This is a genomic window from Butyrivibrio sp. VCB2001, from assembly GCF_000423965.1.
GTDB lineage: Bacteria > Bacillota > Clostridia > Lachnospirales > Lachnospiraceae > Butyrivibrio.
On the sequence record NZ_AUIZ01000004.1, the window covers coordinates 109664 to 125514 of the forward strand.

A 15851-nucleotide genomic window follows, 5' to 3' on the forward strand; every position below is an offset into this window, starting at 1 on the left:
TTTGAATAATTAAGAGGTATAAAATATCCAAGCAAAAGGGAGTCAAAGAGAACCGTCCCCACTGACTCCCCAATCCATTCAATATGTCAGACCAAAGCCTCTTTCATACAAATATTCTGTGCCGTACTTAAGGGTGCCATCTTCCGATTCCTCAACAACAGGAACATTGACAGGAAGGTGGCCCTTTGGCGTATTGGCCCCGAAGATTGTTTCGATGGCAGCGACTATGTTGGCGTTTCGAGCGCTCATCCCGTTTTCGCTTTCCTTATCTCTTGTCGGGTCAACATTGAGCCCGGCACCCATATAAGCTAGAACAATCGCATCCGCATCCTGATAAACCGCTGCGTCATAGGGCAGATTCTCACTGACCAGAATAAACTTACCGCCGGCTTTATGAGTGTCAGCTATAGCTTTATGCAGTGCAACAAATTGCGGATTGTTCTTATCCAAAACACTGCTGTCGGAAGCATAAGAAAATGCGATGACATAATCTGCTTTTGAAGTGCTGTAGAAATAGTTGATATCAGCACTCTTCGACAACTCATCAAGCGCAAAGTTTATCGCTTTAGCATCGCCCTGTTGCAGTCCGATAATGACCGTCTTCTTACTGTCGTCTTTGATGGGAAGCGTTCCATCCTCGTTCTTAACTACAGTAATAGCCTGCCTTGCAAGCTCCATCTCTTTTTCATGGTGCTCTTTGGAGCCGACTATCTCTTTGCACTCTGCTACTCTCTCATCAATTAAAACACCTTCTTGCTGTGCTCCATCAGGGCTATAAATTTCGTATTTAACCTTGAGCTTTAAGATGCGCTTTACGCTCTCATCAATTCTCTTTTCACTGATTTCTCCGGATTCTACCTTCGCAGCAATCCCTGAAATATACTCATCGTAGTAGCTTGCTGCTGTGGGTGATGTAAGATCACGCGGCAAAAGAAGCATGTCCACTCCGGCATTTATAACCTCCGCTGCGATTCCAACTCCATATTCCGCCGAATTCTCTTTTCCCGGAACAAGTCCTGCTGTAGATATTGCGCCCATCTCCAGTGCATCCGTCACAACCACGCCGTCATAGCCAAGGTCCGTGCGAAGAATGCCTGTGATCATCTTCTTAGACATGGTAGCCGGGAAAAATCCCTTTGTCTGCCCGTCGCCAAAGGTCTTCTCCTCATCGATGAGAGGATAGGTTATGTGGGCTGTCATTATCATGTCCGCGCCGTCTTCTATGACTTTTTTGAAGGGTACAAGCTCTTTTTCCAAAAGCTCTTCATAGCTCTTTTCCACCGACGGAGTCCCTATGTGGCTGTCCACTTCGGTATCGCCGTGTCCGGGGAAATGCTTGTAGGTGGCGATTATATTGCTACCGGATAGTCCCTTCGAATATGCTGCCCCCAAGCTCGCCACGATTTCGGGATCATCGGAAAAAGACCTTGTTCCTATAACAGGGTTCGCAGGATTATTATTCACGTCAATCACCGGTGCAAAGTCAGTGTTAAAGCCAATTGCAGCCAGTTCTTCACCAAGGATCATGCCTGTGAGCTCAGCGTTCGCTGTCGCATCTGCTGTAGCTCCGATTGCCATGTTGCCGGTCATTCTGGTTCCGGTGTTGAGGCGGATGACCTTGCCACCCTCTTCATCAACGGGCATCAGGTATGGAATGTGGGCAGATGTGCCTTCTATCTGCATGTTATTTTTCTGAAGGTCATAAACAAGCCTTGTAGCCTGCTCAGCTCCTGTGATGTTTCCGGCAAAAAGGATGATTCCACCGTACTGGTGGTTTCTGAGGGCGCCGGCCAGTTCCGGTACAGCGCTAAGGTCAGTGACGTCTGCATCATTCCAGGTTCGGATCGCGGGGATTATCAGCTGAGAGATCTTTTCATCCATGGACATGGTGGAGATGACTGCGTCGAGGTTTTGGTCGATTTCCTCGTCAGCTTGATTTGCTGACACATTATCTGATTCCTCACTTGCTGTCATGTTTTCTGCATTATCTGTTGTTTCGCTTACTGCCGCATCTGATGGTTTGCTTGATGCATCGCTTGCAGCATTTACAATTTGCTGATCTATATTTTCGTCATTGCTATTCTCTGTTGCTTTGCTTCCACCACAGCCGCCAATCATGATGGCTCCACTCAGCGCAAGCACTGTAGTGTATATAGGTATAAGACTTTTCAGGTTAAGCTTCATGTGCTCCCCTCCAGATATCCTCTTAGTCATTATTGAGTCACCAGGGACGTTTCAGTTTGACTCATGATTAATTTTGAGTCACCGGGGACGTTTCACTTTGACTCATAATTAATTCTATCACACTTCATTACCGCCTATTACTCATATCAGGCAGATAGTGCATCACAACAGGCCAATGAACAGGGTCTTGGTTGGAAACGTAATTTCGACCACCCCACAATATTCCTCTATATAAAAAATAGTTGGAAATTGCAAAAAGAGATTTTCATTCTCGATGAGTAACTGCATCACATGATATCCGTAGGCCGGTAGTTGTGATGTAGGAATCGCCCTAGACATCAAGTTTTCTTGACCCCGGCCTTTGAATAGCGTTTGTAATTTCCAACTATTTTTTCATAATGCAACTTTTGTGATGCTTTTCAAAAATCAATTCAAACCAACAGATCAATATAACCACTCTTGTGATGTATTCCGACGTGCATCTACCCAAAATGGTCCCTACCCCCCGTCCCCAGAGGCCAAAAATGAGCCCTTGACTCCGTCCCCGGGGCTCAAAAAAATGAGCCACTGACTCCGTCCCCAGGGGTCAAAATCAGGGGCACAAAAAAACGCGCCCCGCCATAAGCGGAGCGCGCCAAAAATCACAATAAGCCCAAAAATTACATAAGCATTCTGAACATCTCGATAACCTGCTCTTTTGTAGCCTCTCTTGGATTTCCGGGATAGCATGCATCTGCAAGAGCATCTGTTGCAAGCTGATCAAGATCTTCTTCTTTGATCTTTTCGTTCTTCTCAGGGATTCCAACATCCTTGGAGAGCTGCTTAACAGCGTTAATAGCTGCATCACGGTACTCTTCCTGGCTCATCTCGTCAACGCCCTTAACGCCGAGAACTCTTGCAATCTCTCTGTACTTCTCGCCTGTGTAGTCGCGGTTGAATTCCATTGAGATTGGAAGGAACATAGCACATGCAACACCGTGAGGTGTGTCATAGTATGCTGAAAGAGTGTGTGCCATAGCGTGGTCGATTCCAAGACCTACGTTTGAGAAGCCCATTCCTGCGATGTACTGAGCCATAGCCATTCCTTTTCTTCCCTCAGGCTTGTTCTCAACTGCATCACGAAGATTAGCGCCGATAAGCTTGATTGCCTCTAAGTGGAACATATCTGTAAGCTCCCAAGCACCTCTTGTTGTATATCCCTCGATAGCGTGTGTGAGTGCATCCATACCTGTTGAAGCTGTAAGTCCCTTAGGCATTGAGCTCATCATATCAGGATCAACGATGGCAACTTCAGGAATATCGTTGGTGTCAACGCATACGAATTTACGCTTCTTCTCAACGTCTGTGATAACGTAGTTGATTGTAACCTCAGCTGCTGTTCCGGCTGTTGTAGGAACTGCAATTGTAGGAACTGCATGGTTCTTGGTAGGAGCAACGCCCTCAAGACTTCTTACATCCTCAAACTCAGGGTTTGTGATGATAACGCCGATAGCCTTGGCTGTATCCATTGAGGATCCGCCGCCGATGGTGATGATTGAATCTGCACCGCACTCCTTGAATGCCTTAACACCACTCTGAACGTTCTCAATTGTGGGATTGGGCTTGATGTTTGAGTAAACAGTGTAAGGAATCTTAGCCTCGTCCAAAAGATCTGTAACCTTAGCTGTTACCCCAAACTTGATAAGGTCAGGATCTGAAGCAACGAATACATGCTTGAATCCTTTCTGCTGAGCAATTCCTACTATCTCCTTGATTGCCCCCGCTCCGTGGTAAGACACGGTGTTTAAAACGATACGATCTGCCATTTTATAACCCTCCTTCTTGTGAATAAGTATATTATTTAGTGAGCAAGGGGAGTCAGAGGGGACGGTTCTTTTTGACTCCTTTTAGGTATGAATAACCTCTATGGAAAGACTTCCCAAAAGGAGTCAAAAAGAACCGTCCCCATTGACTCCCCTACCGACTCACTTACTTCTCAAAAAGAAACTTCTCCGGAAGTGTAACCTTAAAGTCCTTAGCAAGGTGTCTGAAATCATCAGGTGTGATGGTCTGTCTCTTTGCTCCTGTCATGGAGAGAGTCTTAACCAGGATCTCTGCTGACTTCTCAACTGTGTGCATAAGGCCGAAGGTAAGATCAAAGTCTTCTCCTGCTGCGAACATTCCGTGATGAGCCCAGATTGCAACGTCATATTTCTCCATAAGCTTGCTGGTCTCAACTGCGATCTCTCTTCCGCCGGGAACCATCCAGGGCACAACGCCGATTCCATCAGGGAATACTACAGGGCACTCTGTTGCCATCTCCCAGAGTTCTCTTGTGAAAGCCTCGTCTGTGAGAGGAAGCACAAAGGTAAGTGCAATGGTGTTTGTTGTGTGGGCGTGATAGATAACTCTGTACTTACCGCCTGTCACACGCTTTTTAACCTCATGATTCATAAGGTGTGAAGGAAGCTCGGAGGTAGGTCTTGCCCCGCCTTCAAGGCCCCACATGATGCGATAGTTCTCGCCCTTGTCATCGATCTCGATGATGCCGAAACTCTCAGCGGGCTTGATGATAACGTTCCTGAAGAACTTTCCGGAACCTGTCACCATGAAGAACTCACCTGCAAGGTCAGGGACTGTTGTTCCGATTTCCTTCCACTCACCGGCAGAAAACTCCTCTTTTACCATATCAACTTCTTCAGGCTTCATTCTGTAGGAGAGGTTGCCACCGTTTCTCTCGTGCCATCCCTGCTCCCATCCGTCGTTTGCCATGCGGATAAAGCCTTGTGTAAACTCTGCGTCTAAAACTCTCATATTACCAGTCATCTCCTATTATTTATAAATTCAAAGTTCAAACTCTCTTAGAGAGAACTTCCTTTTCGTACCTTTCAACTTCCTCAAACCACTTGCCATCTTCCGGAGCGCCACATCTCTTGCAGTACTCGTTCCAAACATCGCCAAATGGCATGGTCTTAAGCTCTTCCTGTGTGATCATAAGCTTGGTGAATTCTGAATTATCCTGCAACTTCTTCAGCTCCTCGTTAGGTGTGAGCAGGGCATTTAAAAGAGCTTTCTGAGTATTCCTGAAGCCTGTTGCCCAAGCGCCGATTCTGTTGATGGATGCATCGAAGTAATCAAGTGCCATGAATACTCTTCCGTCGAGGCCGCCACAACGTACGATTTCCTTGGCAATCTCTTTTGTCTCATCATCAAAGAGTACAACGTGGTCAGAATCCCAGCGCACAGGTCTTGTGATGTGAAGTGCGATGTTGGGATAGAATGACAGGAGTGCAGGAATCTTGTCGCTTACAACCTCTGTTGGGTGGTAGTGGCCGTTGTCCATAAGAGGAATGCACTTGTCTGAATGTGTTGCTGCAAAAGACAATGTGAACTCTGCGCTACCTACTGTATAGGACTCTACGCCGATTCCGAAAACCTTGGACTCAACGCAGGGCTTAACCTTGTTAAAATCAAAGGGCTCTGAGAGGATCTGCTCGATGGAATCCTTGTAACGGTCTCTCGGTCCCTTACGGTCTGCAGGAATATCCTTGAAACCGTCGCCTGTCCAGATGTTCATTACACAGGTTTCGCCAAGCTCCTCAGCGAGGTAATTGGAAATTCTGATGCATGCCTTACCATGCTCGATCCAGAACTTTCTTGTCTCTTCATCGGGAGAAGAAAGAGTGAGCGGATCGCATTTAGGGTGTGAGAAGAATGTAGGATTGAAATCACAGCCAAGTTTTCTCTCTTTGCAGAAATCTACCCACTTCTTGAAGTGCTTGGGCTCAAGCTTATCTCTGTCTACCCATCCGCCATTCTCATCATCAAAGATCGCATAGCTTGCGTGAAGATTCATCTTGGCACGTCCGGGAATCAGCTTTAAAACCTCGTCGATATCGGCCATGAGCTCCTCGGGAGTTCTTGCTCTTCCGGGATAATTTCCTGTTGTCTGGATTCCGCCTGTAAGGGGCTTGCTTGGATCTGTATCAAAACCTCTTACATCGTCTCCCTGCCAGCAGTGAAGCGCGATTTCAGCCTCTTTAAGCTTCTCGATTGCTTTTTCTGTGTCAACGCCGATTGCAGCGTATCTCTCTTTTGCCTGTTCGTAACTCATTTCTAAATTCCTCCGTTTATATAGTTTTATGCTCTGAACTCTTTTATCTCAAAACTGTTATAGATAACATCTCTTGCTGCCTGAAGGTCAGAAAGCTCTCCTGATGCGATCATCAAAATGGCAAGATTTCCGATCGCTGTTCCTTCGATTGGTCCTGCGTAGACAGTAAGGCCCGTTGCCTGTGCTGTCATCTCATTGAGGTAGGCATCCTGGCATCCGCCGCCGATGATGTTGACGGATGTGATGGTTTTTCCTGTGATTGCGGAAATCTCTTTTATTGTGTCCGCGTAGCATTTTGCAAGTCCACGGTAAACACATTGCATGATTTCTCCCACTTTCTCGGGAACCGGCTGACCATGCTCTCTGCAGTGGTCCTTGATGGCGTCGATCATGCTCTCGGGTGAAAGAAATGCATCATCATTGACATTTATCTCTGCCCCGAAATCCGCACATTCCCTTGCTGCTGCAATGAGGTCTGGGAAGCTGTAATTCTTGCCGTCTGCGTACTTACTCTTTCTTCCTTCGACATATTCCGTGCCGTTAAGCTCTCGCCTTATGGACTGGATGATCCACAGTCCCATGATGTTCTTAAGGAATCTGTATCTGTACCAGGCGCCGCCCTCGTTGGTGAGGTTCTGCTGCCTTGCGTTTTCGCTTGTTATAGGCTCTTTGTTCTCAAGTCCAAGAAGGCTCCAGGTTCCGCTTGACAGGAACACCGATGAGTCATCTCTTGCAGGAACTGCCAGGAAAGCTGAGCCTGTGTCATGGGTTGCAGGAAGGATTACCGTTGCGTCAAACCCTACTTCTTCCTGTATGTCTTTTGCAAGATTACCGACTGTTGTGCCGGGCATCGACAGCTCTCCAAAGAGCCTCTCAGGAAGTCCAAGCCTTCTGATCACTTCCATGTCCCAGGTCTTACCGGCTGCATTTACCAGGTTCGATGTGGTGGCGTTGGTGTATTCCTGCTTCCTTACGCCTGTCAGCTTGTAGCCCAGATAGTCAGGCATCATTAAAAGAGCTTGTGCCTTCTCCAAAAGTTCCGGGCTTTCCTTCTTAAGTGCCATCAGCTGATATATCGTGTTGAAGGGCTGCTTCTGAATTCCGCATCTCTCATAAAGCTCTTTTTCACTAATGAGGGAAAAGACCTCTTCCTCAATGCCCTCTGTTCGAAGATCCCTGTAAGCAACAGCATCATCCAGCATCTCTCCTGCTTCATCAAGGAGCACGTAGTCAACGCCCCAGGTGTCGATGCCGATGGATTCAGGAATCATGCCCTCTGCCTTGCAGGCCTTGAGTCCATCTATGATCCCGTTCCAGAGATTGTCCGTATCCCACACAAGGTGGCCGTTTCTCTGGAGCTGCCTGTTCTCAAATCTGTGCATTTCCTTAAGAAACATCTGCCCGTTTTCCAGCCATCCGATTATGTGGCGTCCGCTGGAAGCACCTATGTCAATTGCAAGAAAATTTTTATTCATATCGAAACTCCAATACATTTAGTGTCAACAATGCTATAATATGGGATATGTGAGGAACATTCTAGGACCATATCTCTCACAAAATGGAACCTTATTTGACATGTATTTTTATGGGTGATTTATGAGAAAAGAACTTGTTGAAACCTTAAGTAAAATGACCGAGGAAGAAGAGCGCATTATCAGGGAAAACGGCGCTATTTCAAAAGAGCTTTACACCTCCGAGAATGAGTTTGTCATCGATGCTGCCAAGCTCCTTGAAAAGGGTAAGCTCATTGCTATCCGCCCCCACACCAGGTTTGCGTACTTCCCGGTGCACAGGCACAACTATATAGAAATGCTGGTGATGATAAAGGGAAATCTGACTACCAAGATCGTTGACGGCGATACTCTCTTTTTATCCGAGGGAGATATCCTTCTGATGAACCGTCACACCAAACACGAGATCATGCCATGCAGCAGCGAAGATATAGCGGTAAACATTATAATCCTCCCGGAGTTCTTTTCCCGGAGTGATGTATCCTATGACCGAGAGAACGTGCTGCGCGACTTCATCATCACTTCACTGTCGGAGAAAAAAAATCACAGCGACTATCTTCTGTATCACACAAAAGATATGATCGCTGTGGATAATCTTGTTGAGAATCTTATCTGGACGCTCACCTCAGGCCACAAGGGCATGAACCAGATTGTAAATACTACGATGGATCTTTTACTGATGAATCTTGCTGCGCTCTCTTCCGATACCCTTAAGGACATGGGCTCAAAGGGCCAGCAAACAACCATCAATGCGCTTGAGTACATCGATCATAACTATAAGAGTGGTACTCTTGATGAACTTGCGTCTGTAACCGGCTATTCGACGGCTTATTTAAGTCGTCTGTTAAAGAGTCACACCGGGAGCAATTTCAAGCAGCTCCTTCAGACCAGAAAGCTCCAGCAGGCTGCGTATTATCTGGAGAACACGACACTTACCACCGAGAAGATCATTGAGAAGATCGGGTACGAGAACAGTGCATACTTCTATAGGAAGTTTTCGGAGAAGTATGGGTGCTCCCCAAGGGATTACAGGAAGAAGGTCAGTGTGCTGGGGTAAGTAGATTTACGCAGCTACCTCTTTTACTGCGCGTCTTTGGGTAAGATTGTCAGAGCAGAGAACTTTTCTGCATTCTTCTTGGCTCTTACCAGCACATTGATCAAAACAACAACATTTGTCAAAACTGCTATGCCGCCAAGTATGCCGCCTACAATAAAATCGCCGCCCCTTATAGCAGGATAATTAAAGACTGTTCCCGCATCATACAGAGTATGTAAAGCCATTGGGACGATGAGTGCCAGAGCCCAGTATAATGCAGTAGGTCCTTCGCCTTTTTGTTTGTTATACTTTGCCCTGCCAATAAACTCTCCCATGATCATGTTAAGCGTCATATGAGTGAACATTAAAGGAGTTCTGATCAATAATACAATAATCGACGACCCAAAAGTAAAGTCTTCCACAACCGTGAAGCCAAAGCCCACAGCAGCACCAATGAGGATATACTCATAAACGTTATTTATCTTATTTTTTAAGATGACGATTGTGATGATGATCGCAAGAAACTTAAACAGTTCCTCCGTTCCTCCCGCTACGCAGAAGGCTGTATAAAAAGCTGCCGGGAAATTTGCCATTGCTTCACCCGATACCCCAATACTTTTAAATGCATATGCTAAACCAAGACCGGTAGGACCGGAAATCGGTACGCAAATGCCGCCCAAAACTATCGGCAGGATTGCCTGAAGTTTCCCTATAGGCTCAGGGACTTCCCTTTTGATCATTCGGAGGTAAATAATTCCACAGATAACTAAGGCAAACAATGAAGCAATGATCGAAATAATAGTTGTTTTTACGTCCATGATAATTTCCCTTTCTCAAAAAGTTGTTATAAACAGTTACCCTATAGCTTAGTACAGATCATTTATATACTCAGTCAGTGCCTGCCTGTCATAGAAGTGCTCCGGCTGCCGGATCACATAATCCGGTTCAACGCCCTGATCGATGTCATACACCGACCCGTTTTTCATGTAGCTCAGGCGATGATTGCTTGACATTTGAAGTATAGTCCCATCTGCAGTAACAAATGGCATTACGGTGCATGCGCCGCCTCCGCTTTGCTGCCCTAATATTGTGACCTGTCCCGATGATTTTAATACGCTCGGAACCAGATTTCCGCAGGAAAAACTGATAGGCGAAGTCAGACAATAGAGATTGTAATCAAGGAGCGAATCCTTTTCATCGTATTTGCCATCAAGATTGGCATCTGCACGAAAACATTCGTTGGAATAAGCGCCTGTCAGTGTATCCTGGATACATACTGAACCCTCTCCCAAAAACAGGCTGATCACAAAGCTTGCAGTAACGGTATCGCCACCTGAATTCATACTAAGATCCATAACTACATTCTTTATAGGGCTTCCCCTTCTCGTAATCTGAGAATATGAATACAGAAGAAGACCAACTGTATCCTGAGTATCGGCAGTAGGTGCATTTTCATAATAATCAGCATCCTGATCTTTTGTCATGAAACTGTCAAAAGTGATATATGCTGTGTTTCCGACTTCTTCATAGCCCGGGACTCCATCAGGGTAAAACTTTTCTCTGGCAGTGTAATACTTCATAGCCGAGCTGTTCATATCCTGAATTGACTTGCCACTCTTCCCCTCAATGTTAGTATCCAGGCCCATTCGCCACGAATTAAGCATATACCCGCTGTGTATGTCATCAATGTAAAGTTCCATCAAAACTTTCATCGCCTTTGCAGACATCTCAGGATCAGTACTCCTTAGCGCGTCACTAAGAGCTGTCTCAGCAAAAAAGTCGTCAAAATTCTCGATCCCATGGCTTTCTTTCAGGCCATAATAATAGTCCATTACCATACACAGTTCATTATAGGTAAACTCCGCGAGAGCCTCGCTTTTGCTCTCCTTCGGCTGTGCTTCATAATACTTTCTCAAAAGTTCCCTTCCGGGTTCCGATCCATACTCATACACAAATACTCCTTCGTTGTTATACAAAAGACATACATAACTCGGAAGAGACAACATAATATCGCTTAAGGTCTGCATGGGAATATAGTATTTACCATTCTCTTCGATCAGGTCTATCCCATATTTTTTCAGATCAAAAACCACCTCCGAACCAAAGCGGCTGTATGAGTTTTCTTCTGAGAGTATCAGGCCTTCAAAGACTGTATCCGGCTGTAGTACATCTATAACCGTGCTCGTCCAGGACGGGACAAAAAAGGCATCGAAATCATAAAAGCTTATTGTGTCCTTATCACAATCTATCTGCATAGGATACTGGTTTTCACGGGTAATTGTTACCACTGCGCCTTGGGCCGAAGCGGTCAGTGCATAATTTTTATCTTCAATAATCTCGTGATTGACTCTTTCCATCAGGGAGACGGCAGTATCAATGTCAAGATAGGGAATGTCTTTGCTTTCATCAGCGAAAAAGAGCTTGATACTTTCCTCATTATTGGCAGAGTGAAAATATAAATGAATCTCCATTTCAGTAAGGGTGCTTCCGGATGATGTTCCGCAGGAAGTCAAAAGAGCACTTCCCAAGATGGTCAATGCAAAAACTCTCCAGATCTGATTGTATGATTGCTTTTTCATGAAGCTCCTCCTGATCAGGCGCATAATACTTTTCCTTTTATTGCAAGGAACAACCTCTCACATATAAATTATGAGCCAATTCAGATTTGAACTCCAATAAAAAATTGATAAAATATGTTTTGTATTGCGTTTAAAGCAAAGAAATGGACAGATATCGCACTGATTCTGTCCTTTCCATTTTTTGATAATCCATGAGAAGCTTCCAATAAGCCCCCTTATATTCTTTGTCTTTTTAAACATTTACAAATTTCTCTATTTCTTCAACATACTCTCTGGTATGCGCAGCCATGTATCCACAATGCGGATATCCTTTTCTAATAACCACCTTCACATCCGGCATATACTTGGCAAAAGATTTTCTAGAAAGCTTCAGGTCAAAGTCCTTCTCGCCATACTCCAGGTGCAGTTTAGCCTGATGCTCTTTTGACAATGGCTTCATATCGTAGGTACAGCATGCATGGCATATTGCATCGATATCACTCAGCGTGATTCTTTCAAAGTTCTTAGTCATCATCTTTGCGAAGTCATAGCCATACCAATCCACTAGGGATTTTGATGCTTCCACATGAGTCTTATCCAGCTGTTTCTTTCTCTTTCTGAACAGATTACACACAAGCACTTCTGCCATCTTAGAACTCTTATTGAGTGCAACACCGTCAAACCAGGCACGTTCTAAATTAAAATCGGAATCCCAGAATAGCCGCCATGCAACTGCTACGCCAAGTGAAGCTCCGTATACAAGCTTGATATCCTTATAGTCTTTATCAGTCAGATACGATTTAAGCTGTCTGTACTCATCATCAGCGCTGATATATGCCCCGGCTTTACCATGGCCTCCCTGATCGGGAGCGATGATAAAGTAATCTCCCTTAAGATACGGACTCATCAGATCATACAGATTTGCACCGGATATCATCATTGGCGCCAGCAATATGAGCTTTGGATTATTCGGATTTCCATACTCGTTGATATACATCTCATTTCCCTTTCCTGTACTGCTTTCGGATAGAAATACAATCCATAAATAGCGCCCCCTCTTACCGCGTACATGACCATCGCAGTAAAAAGCAGGCAGAATAAAACCATCTGTATCAGAATAATCATCTGTCACCAACCTTAACTTTCTTCGCCATAACCAAAAGTCCAACGAACATCCACAAATTCCCTATACTGATCCAAGCAGCAGTAATAGCATTGCGAACTTCTGATTCAGGAAGGAACTTAAACAGCATGACTGCGGCCATTCCTACCGCAGGACAGAATATCCAGCACCATTTAGGATATGGAGTCAGCCCTTTTGTGAATGCTGCAATATGTGCCACATGTTGGATGATCCAGAATAGAAAGAACACTATCATCCCCGGCAAAAGAAAGTATTTACCAAATTTCACTGCTGCATCTACTGCAATCTCCGGGGCAACATCGTTCATATACTTGTAAAAGAAGCATGTGGACAAACACGGGACATGCACTCCACATCCCGCGAAAGCCAATACCCCAAGTATTCCTGTTCTATAAAGATGAGCATATTTCTGTGATTTAGGAACAATCAGCCTGTACACTCCAAAATAGCAAAGTGCCTCAAGCGGAATACCTATGAATCCCAGAAATGCTGACCAGAACATTCTGGTATCCGATAATTGCAAATATGCTGACAAAAACCATTCCATACCTGTTTTAGAGGAATCATGCATCCCATAACCTATAAGCACATCTCCCACAAGCACCATGCATGCGGCAAATATGCCTATCCGCATAAGCTTCTCTATCCTGTTCCAGTCTAACTTGTCATCAATTCCGATGTCATTAAACTTATCCATACATTCCGCCCTTAATGCTTTACCATTTAAATACTGCCAGTCTGTTGTTGATGTTCTTTCCAACGATAGCAAAAAGTTTTCCGCGTATTGAGTATTTCTTCATTTCTTCGTTATAATTCGTCTCAGACACAAGGCTCATCCTTGGTTCAAGATCCAGATATTCACGGCCTGACTTTGTTCCCCAGCCGAAAGAAGCATTAGTATGTTTCACAGCATCGTGATGGCTACCATTCTTTTCAAGGAACGGAGAATGAAGCTCCGCAAGAAGATATCCATGTTCGAAGCTGTCACAAAGCATGTTGATGCATGTCTTTACCTGGTCTTTGGAAAAGTATTCAAGGACTCCTTCCATAACCACGATGGTCATGTCTCGCTTAGGAAGTTTCCTTGTCCATTCTCCGTCAAGCGCACTCCCATCGAGCATTGTGCACCTGTCCCTGTCAGAGTACACTTTACGTCTCTTCTCTATCTGATCCGGAAGATCCACATCAAACCACGTGATCTTGCCATTGTCTACCTGCAAGAACTTATCATCAAAACCACATCCAAGATTTATGCAGAGTGCATCCGGATATTTACTTATAAGCCGCTTCAACTCATTTCTGTATAGTATTGTTCTAGCCACTACACCCTCATGTGATAAAAAGGGATCGTATTTACTAACGTCAACTCCAAGCGCATCAATGATCTCTTTAGCCTTAAGATCAATTATCCTGGCATTAGATCTTGCTGTCTCACTTGCCTTTATCGCAAGTGGAATAAGAGCTGTTTCCTGTACATCACCAAAAGTAAGTTCCATTGTCCACTCCTCCTTTTAAAAGCGTTAGCTAATGCTAACTCAAAATCATAGCATTCTCTATTTCTCATGTCTATAGCCTTTACAACGACTTTGTGAGCCTGTAGTCACAACAGTCATCACCTTCAGCCACTGATTTAGTCCGTTTATAATCAACTCCCCTGAAGCCGTTCATGTATTCTTTATCCATGCAGCAGATCATCTGAACAGCTTCCGGAGTCCCAAGTTCCCGTGCCTTATCATAAAGAGGACAGCTTACCACATCCATGAAGCACTGTTCTTTGGTAACTTTAAGGTTCTTTATTTCATATCCATCGCTCAGTTTTGCAGCAATTCTATCCATCCTCTTCCACATGAGTGAAGGAATGCCCGGAAAAGCAGTAATCTTGCTAAAGATACCTTGTAGTCTGCGTCCCATCTTTGTTCCAAAGCCTCTTGTAACAGCCAAAGCTTCTCCGGGATAGAAATGCTCAACTGAACGATACAGTGCTACTGCCGGAAAGACATATGACACACTCGCCTTATCTGCGGATGGTTCAGCATTCTTTAATCTGGAAAACTCCTCTTCAGCATAATCCCATATATCTTTTGCCTTAGCTTTTCCGTATTTCTCAGACAATTCCGAATAAAAACGCTTAAATATAGAAGATTTTTTAAGAGTATTGCTCATACAGACTGCTCTCCGTTGCTTCTTCATCCCCAATCTGTTACTTACTATACTTCATGATACTACTTATTGTTAGTTGTTGCTAACTTTTCTCAAAAATTTATCATTTCATTTTTCTCTTACAAGATCATACATAAAGCTCTTTTCATACTCACCTCATCAAACTTATGAACAGTCCTACAAGAGCTGCAGGAATCAGTGCAAACATCAGTCCCGGGAATATAGCCCCTTTTAAATGAAACCACTTCTGATGGTAAGCCTTGTCCATGTGCTCTGTTCCTTCCAGCCTGAACATTTTCATATTCGCAAATAGCACCCAGTCCAGAAAGAGTGTGTCATAGGCTCCAATCCATACCATGAGTCCAAAAGCGATCGCGAATCCCTGCCAAAATGTAACTGCCCCGGCAAGCTTCGCGCATATGGTAAGAATAACTGTAAACATGATTATTCCACAGGACTTCGCCAGTACTACCTTTTTTGATTTATATGAAACATCCACTCTTTCATGTGTTTTGAAGTATTCTTCTTGAATATCAGGCGGGTAATTATGGATACATGCCGGACTGTACATTTTTTCCCCATGAAAAGACACAAAAAGAATTGTTGTAAATAATACTGCAAATACTATCGCTTCAATTACCAATACATACCAAACCATGTTACCTGCTTCCCTCCCTCATAATATGACCATCATAATCCCTGCCAGTACAGCTGCAATAATAGGATTGCCTACAATCGTAATCAGCCATTTCACAGTCTTTGTCTTTCTGGGGATGTAAGGCCTTAGATCTTCTGTTCCCGGAATAGCCCAGGCTTTTGTATGCTCTACCCAATACCAATCAATGAAGAATCTGTCGAATAGTCCTTCTGCCATTGTCATAGCATATATTTGAAGAAATGGCACTATAAAACCTCTGGCTCCATTGATGCCATAAACTGACCAGAGCACAAAAGCAATCATTACTGGAAGCGTGCATAACTTGAATAACTTACCGTTCTTTTCAATCTGTGCCTTTGAGATAAGTCCCATCTCTACAACGCGATCCTGCACATCTTTTTCATACAAAAAGGCTCCCTGTTCTGTTCCATTTGCTATAACAACAACGCAGGGAAGAAATAGTATAAAGCAAACCACAATGCACTCTAATATTAGAACCATAGTCAC

At 44.4% G+C, this 15851-nt stretch carries 14 protein-coding genes; 1 reads left to right on the forward strand and 13 read right to left on the reverse strand.

The genetic code is table 11. From position 1 onward, the window contains the following. Window positions 1-78 precede the first annotated feature (78 nt). From G589_RS19130 to rhaB, 5 genes are all read right to left on the reverse strand, one after another. Window positions 79-2184, reverse strand: a complete 2106-nt coding sequence (locus tag G589_RS19130; protein ID WP_051192223.1) for a glycoside hydrolase family 3 protein — start codon at window positions 2182-2184, stop codon at window positions 79-81. Between the two features lie 659 nt (window positions 2185-2843). Continuing rightward, window positions 2844-3989: a lactaldehyde reductase gene (fucO, locus tag G589_RS0106615; protein WP_022768620.1), complete on the reverse strand. Its 1146-nt coding sequence runs from the start codon at window positions 3987-3989 to the stop codon at window positions 2844-2846. 163 nt (window positions 3990-4152) lie between these two features. Next, window positions 4153-4977: a rhamnulose-1-phosphate aldolase gene (gene rhaD / locus G589_RS0106620; protein ID WP_026521535.1), complete on the reverse strand. Its 825-nt coding sequence runs from the start codon at window positions 4975-4977 to the stop codon at window positions 4153-4155. Between the two features lie 37 nt (window positions 4978-5014). Further along, window positions 5015-6277, reverse strand: a complete 1263-nt coding sequence (locus tag G589_RS0106625; RefSeq protein WP_026521536.1) for an L-rhamnose isomerase — start codon at window positions 6275-6277, stop codon at window positions 5015-5017. Between the two features lie 26 nt (window positions 6278-6303). Next, window positions 6304-7752 (reverse strand): rhamnulokinase, encoded by a 1449-nt coding sequence (gene rhaB / locus G589_RS0106630; RefSeq protein ID WP_026521537.1) that lies wholly within the window; start codon window positions 7750-7752, stop codon window positions 6304-6306. A 121-nt stretch (window positions 7753-7873) separates the two neighbouring features. Between rhaB and G589_RS0106635 the strand changes: the two genes are divergently transcribed. Next, window positions 7874-8845 (forward strand): AraC family transcriptional regulator, encoded by a 972-nt coding sequence (locus G589_RS0106635; RefSeq protein ID WP_026521538.1) that lies wholly within the window; start codon window positions 7874-7876, stop codon window positions 8843-8845. Window positions 8846-8868: 23 nt separating this feature from the next. Here the strand turns inward: G589_RS0106635 and G589_RS0106640 are convergent, their stop codons facing one another. From G589_RS0106640 to G589_RS0106680, 8 genes are all read right to left on the reverse strand, one after another. Next, on the reverse strand, window positions 8869-9642 hold the full coding sequence (locus G589_RS0106640; protein WP_026521539.1) for a PrsW family glutamic-type intramembrane protease: 774 nt from the start codon (window positions 9640-9642) through the stop codon (window positions 8869-8871). Between the two features lie 48 nt (window positions 9643-9690). Continuing rightward, window positions 9691-11403, reverse strand: a complete 1713-nt coding sequence (locus G589_RS0106645; protein WP_026521540.1) for a S41 family peptidase — start codon at window positions 11401-11403, stop codon at window positions 9691-9693. Between the two features lie 232 nt (window positions 11404-11635). After that, the gene (locus tag G589_RS22085; RefSeq protein ID WP_196811853.1) at window positions 11636-12514 is read right to left on the reverse strand and encodes an alpha/beta fold hydrolase; all 879 of its coding nucleotides are present in this window, start codon (window positions 12512-12514) and stop codon (window positions 11636-11638) included. Then, window positions 12504-13223 (reverse strand): DUF6796 family protein, encoded by a 720-nt coding sequence (locus tag G589_RS0106660; RefSeq protein ID WP_026521543.1) that lies wholly within the window; start codon window positions 13221-13223, stop codon window positions 12504-12506. The genes G589_RS22085 and G589_RS0106660 overlap by 11 nt, the downstream gene beginning before the upstream one ends. 19 nt (window positions 13224-13242) lie before the next feature. After that, entirely contained in the window at window positions 13243-14022 is a 780-nt protein-coding gene (locus G589_RS0106665) for a class I SAM-dependent methyltransferase (protein WP_022779103.1), read from the reverse strand. 79 nt (window positions 14023-14101) lie between these two features. Next, window positions 14102-14689 carry an L-2-amino-thiazoline-4-carboxylic acid hydrolase gene (locus G589_RS0106670; RefSeq protein WP_026521544.1) on the reverse strand — a complete coding sequence of 196 codons (588 nt, stop codon included), beginning with the start codon at window positions 14687-14689 and terminating at the stop codon, window positions 14102-14104. A gap of 148 nt (window positions 14690-14837) precedes the next feature. Continuing rightward, the gene (locus tag G589_RS0106675; RefSeq protein ID WP_026521545.1) at window positions 14838-15344 is read right to left on the reverse strand and encodes a hypothetical protein; all 507 of its coding nucleotides are present in this window, start codon (window positions 15342-15344) and stop codon (window positions 14838-14840) included. Between the two features lie 18 nt (window positions 15345-15362). Next, entirely contained in the window at window positions 15363-15845 is a 483-nt protein-coding gene (locus G589_RS0106680; RefSeq protein ID WP_242826427.1) for a hypothetical protein, read from the reverse strand. Window positions 15846-15851: the final 6 nt, after the last annotated feature.